We start from the raw sequence: 5,496 nt of genomic DNA, 5'->3' as shown, positions 1-5,496 counted from the left end.
GTTGTGTATAAGAGACTGGTGTTCACCAGCTGCCGGCCCCCCCGCCCTCGGCGGTGGGGCCGACGTCGTTCTCATCCATTGTGCGGGACGCCCGCAACCCCCTCCCCGTCGTCCCCGGCCTCCTCCTCGCCGTCCTCGGCGCAGTCGTCCGGGTACGCGTCCGCCGCGTCGCCCTCGCCGTCCTCGTCGCCCTCGTCGTCGAGATCCCAGACGTCCGGGTCGTCCGGGTCGTGGTCGACGGTCTCGCTGCTCCAGGACGCCTGGGCGAGCTCGACCCCGGGCACCCCGCTGACCAGGTCGAACGGGTCGACGAGCGAGGCGAGGGCCTCCGCGTCGTCCTCCCGTACGGCGGCCTCGGCACGGCGGCGTTCCTCCGCGGGCTCGCCGCCCCGCTCCCCGTACTCGGCGGCGATCGATTCCAGTGCGGTACCACCGAGGGCGGCGGAGTCCGTGATCTCCAGCACCATTTCGACACGAAGCCGAACGAAACGTGCTGACTCAGATGTGCTCATGCGCCGGAGCGTAAGCTCCCCGGACCCCTGGCTTTCCCGCGACCCGCTGCTTTCACTAGCATCGGCGCACGTGCCTTAACTCACGGCTGTGACAAGGGGATCGATTCCGTGGCCGTCGCTCGTCGCCCGCTCCTGACCGCCATCGCCGCGGCCAGTCTGCTGGCCGCACTGTGGTTCGTGCCGTCCGCCGACGCGACGGACGAACCGGCGGATACGGCGCGGGCGCAGGACGGACGGACCGTCACCGTACGGGCCCCCGAGGCCGCTTCGGGGCCGTCCGGCACCGGAATCGCGGCGGGGGCCGGGACCGGGATCGACACCACCCCGTATCTGATCGGCGGCGTGACGGCCCTGGGCATCGGTGCCGCGTTCGTCCGCTCGTCGCGAGGAGCCTCAGCCGCGCTGCGGGGCTGACGGCCCGCGGGATGCCTTGACCGGCAGCGCGGCGGGCTCCTCCCGGAACCGTTCCGCGGCCCGGTGGCGGGAGCCGTCGGCGAGCACGTCCGAAACCGCCCCCTCGCACATCCTCCGGCGTGACGGTGAACGGGTCCGGGGCCCGGGTGGCGCCGAGTTGGACGCACCGTCGCGCGTGGCGCGGCCGGCCCTCCGGGGCGGGGCGGAGCTGCCGCACTCATCAGGCCAAACGCCCCATCGCGCGCATCTTTCGGTGGATCTCCCGGCCCGGCGCATCCCGCACGCCTTCTCCCCACCGCACCGTCTGCTGTCCTCGGACAGACCAACCCATGTCGACAGGGAGTGACGGATGCGAGACCATGCGCGGCCGGGACCACCGGGAGGCGGCCCCGCCACGGGTACCGGGGGAGTCGGGGCCCGCGTACGCGGGCGACGCCGGAGAGCCGTCGGCTGGGCGGTCGCCTGGACCACCTCGCTGGCCATGATGATCGGTCAGGGCGTCGCGACGGGCGTGCCGGACGCCCCGTCGGCCCGTTCCGCGGCCGTCTCCTCCAGGGTCAGCGCGCTGCCGGCCTGGCAGTGTCCGCCCGGCGGACCGGTCGGCTACACCTTCGAGACCCTGCCGGCCGAGGGCGAGCCCCCGGCGACCCCCGGCCCGCGGATCATGCAGATCGACCCGTCCTCCGGCGATGTGTCGGCGGCCGGTGAGACCGCCCTGGGCATGGACGCCGTCGGCTACAACCCGCTCGACGAGTACTTCTACGGGGTCCAGGTCGACGATCCCGCCCACCAGGTCCTCCGGGTCGGGGAGAGCGGCGTCCTGGAGCCCGTGGGCATCGACGCCCCGTTCGCCCCGGTCGCGGGCGACATCGATCCGCGGGGTCACTGGTGGATCATGAGCGACTCCGGCCAGTGGGCCGAGATCGACCTCTCCCCCGGCTCGCCCGACTACGGTGTGGTCATCGCGTCCGGCGACGTCGGACAGCAGGCACCCGGCGACTGGTCGTACATGAACGGCCCGGCCGGAACCGGCCTGTACGGGCTCCGCGGCACCACCAGCGCACCCCCCGCCCACCTGGTGTTCTTCAATCCCGACACGCACACCCTGGACGACCTCGGGCCGGTGAGCGGGAACTACCCGACATCCCTCTTCCGGGCCACCTTCACCGACGGCACGTACCTCTACGGCGTCTCCGACCGGACCCTCGTCCGTATCGACCCGGGCGCGCGGAGCGCCACGTCGATCGGCGAGGTGCCGACCACCCAGCAGGACGGCGCCCAGTGCGCGCTGCCCGCCGCGGCGGCGAACCTGACGCTGACCAAGCGGATCCACGGCCGCAACCACCCCGACGACCAGTTCAAGATCGGGGTCTTCGACGACACCGGCAACCTGCTGACCTCGAACACCAGCCAGGACGGCGACGACAGCGTCACCGCCCCGCCGGTACCGGTCGAGCCGGGCCGCACGTACCACCTGTTCGACCACCTGACGAACGACTTCTTCCCGCCCTTCCCCGACCAGTACCACTCCCAGGCCCGCTGCACCGACGACACGGGCAACGAGCTGCCGCTCGAGGGCGGGCCCGGTGACTGGACCTTCCGCGCCGTGCGGTCCGGGGAGATCCACTGCGAGATCGACAACTTCGCCGTCGGCCAGGCCTCGATGGAACTGGTGAAGGAGGTGGACCGGCAGGCCGCCGTACCCGGCGACGTGCTCCACTACACCTTCCGCGTGATCAACACCGGCACCACCGTGCTGGACCACGTCACCGTCGACGACCCGCGTCTCGGCGTCCACTTCGACTGCGGGCCGGTCCTGCCGGGCGAGGAGCAGGAGTGCGGCGCCACCGACTACCAGGTCACCGGGCAGGACGCGGAGGACGGCGCCGTCGTCAACCACGCCCACGCCACGGGCCACGCCACCAACGGCCAGGTGACCGAGTCGGACAGCTCGGCGAGCGTCTACGTGCTCCGGCCGAGCCCCGAGATCAGCATCGACAAGAGCGTCGACCCGACGACCGTGGACGCCGCCGGGGACCAGGTGACGTACCACTACCAGGTGGTCAACACCGGCGCGTCCCAGCTGCACGACGTGGTGCTCGACGAGCACGGCTTCACCGGCACCGGCCCCCTGTCCGCGCTCTCCTGCCCCGCCGGCTCCCTCGCCCCCGGCGAGGCGATGACCTGCACGGCCACCTACACCGTCACCCAGCAGGACATCGACGCGGGCGGCATCGACAACGCGGCCACGGCCGTCGCCACCGACGACTTCGGCCAGGTCGTCGAGTCCCCGCCCGCCCAGGCACGTGTCGAGGCGAATCAGAGTCCGGCGATCAACGTCGTCAAGACGTCGGACAGCGGGCCGATCACCCACCCCGGCCAGGAGGTGCGGTACACCTACACCTTCGCCAACACCGGCAACACCACGCTCTCCAACGTGCAGGCCCAGGACGTCGAGTTCAACGGCCACGGCCAGCTGCAGCCGCTGGACTGCGGCGGGTGGGACCACACGCTCGCACCGGGTCAGTCGGTGTCCTGCCACAACAGCTACATCATCGAGCCGCTGGACGTGGACCAGGGCGTCCTCGTCAACACCGTCGAGGCAACCGGGTTCACCCCGGACGGACAGCAGGTGACCGACCGGGACAGCAACACGGTGCTCATCGACCGGGAACCCGGACTCGCGCTGCGCAAGTCCGCCGCACCCGACGCACCCGAGGACTTCACCGTCGGCCGGGAGATCACCTACTTCTACGAGGTGGTCAACACCGGCAACACCACCGTGGACGACATCGCGATCGACGAGACGGAGTTCACCGGCAGCGGTCCGAAGCCGGACGTGACCTGCCCCGAGGGCTCCCTCCCGGCGGGCGGGTCGCAGATCTGCACCGCGACCTACACACTGACCCAGGCGGACATCGACCGGGGCACCGTCGCGAACACCGCGCACGCCACCGGCACCTCCGCGGGCGACGAGGTCACCTCGAACACCGGCTCCGTCGTCCTGGAAGGGCCGCCGGCCCGGCCGGGCCTGTCGCTGGAGAAGTCGGTGAGCCCGGCCTCGGTCGACGCCGCCGGGCAGCGGGTGACGTACTCCTTCCGCGTCACCAACACCGGCACCACCGCCCTGCACGGGCTGCAGATCGTCGAGAACGGCTTCACCGGCACCGGCGGCTCCCCCGAGGTGTCCTGCCCGGTGACGACGCTCGCGCCGGGCGCCGGGACCACCTGCACCGCCGCCTACACGGTGACGCAGGCCGACATCGACGCCGGAGCGGTGGACAACACCGCCAGTGCCGCCGCCCTCGCCCCGGACGGGCAGGACGTCGGCTCCGAGCGGAGCGACAGCAGGCTGACCACGACCGGCACCGCCGGGCTCCGTGTCACCAAGACGGCCACGCCGGGCACCGTGTGGGCCGCGGGCGAGACCGTCTCGTACGCGTTCACGGTCACCAACACCGGCTCCACCACACTGGTGGCGCCCCGCATCGTGGAGACCGCGTTCAGCGGCAGCGGCGGAGCACCGGCCGCCTCCTGCCCCCAGGAGCCGATCCCGCCGGGCGGAAACGTCCTCTGCACCGCGGGCTACACCGTCACCGACGCGGACATCGCGGCGGGCCGGATCACCAACACCGCGCACGCCGTGGCGACCCGGGCCGACGACGCCGAGAACGTCACGTCCGGCAACGCGGAGGCCGCGGTGGGCGTCTCGCGCGCCACGCTGGCCTTCGACAAGAGCGTCAGCCCCACCAGCGCCGCCGCCGGGGACACCGTGACCTACTCGTACAAGGTCACCAACACCGGTAACGCGGCCGTGCACGACCTGCGCGTCCTCGACACCGCCTTCACCGGCACCGGAGCCCTGTCGCAGGCGTCCTGCCCCGTGACGGAACTGGCCGCCGGCGCGTCCACGACCTGCACCGCCGTCTACACGGTGACGGCGGACGACGCGGAGGCCGGGCGGGTGGACAACACCGCGCACGCCACCGCGGTCAACGGCATCGGCGCCGTCGTCGTTTCCCCGGGGGACTCCGCACGCCTCACCGTCACCGGTTCCGAGCCGGAGCAGGGCTCGCTGGACCTGGTGAAGAAGGCGAGGATCGAGAAGAAGGACGGCGGTCACTGCCCGCCCGGCGGCAAGCACGCCGGCTGCTCCACTCGCGGCCCGTCCGGCGGCGACGGCGGCGGCACGGGCGGCGGCAGCGCCCGGCCCGGCGACATCATCCACTGGGAGCTGACGGTCACCAACACCGGCGAGACCGCCCTGCACGACATCACGGTGGACGACCCGACCGGCGGCAAGGTCACCTGCCCGAAGACGACCCTCGCCCCCGGTGAGTCGATGACCTGCACGGTCCCGCCGCACACGGTCACCGAGCAGGACGCGAAGGCCAGCCGCGTCACCGACACGGCCATCGCCCGCGCACTCACCCCCGACGGAACCGAGGTCTCCTCGCCGCAGGCCACGGCCACGGTCGCGGTGAAGCGCTCAGGAAAGGACGACCACAAGAAGTCCGCCTAGCCGGAACCCGGCCACGAACGGGCCCGCGCCCGGCGCTCCTGGGGAAGG

General features: G+C 72.3%; 3 protein-coding genes. 2 read left to right on the top strand and 1 reads right to left on the bottom strand.

Features of this window, described 5'->3' with window-relative positions; all coding sequences use genetic code 11:
• Positions 1-71 precede the first annotated feature (71 nt).
• On the bottom strand, positions 72-512 hold the full coding sequence (locus ACFCV8_RS35235; protein ID WP_376689608.1) for a hypothetical protein: 441 nt from the start codon (positions 510-512) through the stop codon (positions 72-74).
• Between the two features lie 108 nt (positions 513-620).
• Here ACFCV8_RS35235 and ACFCV8_RS35230 point away from each other — a divergent pair, with 108 nt between their 5' ends.
• Both ACFCV8_RS35230 and ACFCV8_RS35225 read left to right on the top strand, forming a co-directional pair.
• The gene (locus tag ACFCV8_RS35230) at positions 621-926 is read left to right on the top strand and encodes a hypothetical protein (protein WP_376689607.1); all 306 of its coding nucleotides are present in this window, start codon (positions 621-623) and stop codon (positions 924-926) included.
• Between the two features lie 349 nt (positions 927-1,275).
• Positions 1,276-5,448 (top strand): CARDB domain-containing protein, encoded by a 4,173-nt coding sequence (locus ACFCV8_RS35225; RefSeq protein ID WP_376689606.1) that lies wholly within the window; start codon positions 1,276-1,278, stop codon positions 5,446-5,448.
• The last annotated feature ends 48 nt before the right edge of the window (positions 5,449-5,496 follow it).

Source organism: Streptomyces sp. NPDC056347, assembly GCF_042262625.1.
GTDB lineage: Bacteria > Actinomycetota > Actinomycetes > Streptomycetales > Streptomycetaceae > Streptomyces.
The sequence above is the reverse complement of the archived record's forward strand: the minus strand, read 5'-3'. Positions and strand labels throughout refer to the sequence as shown.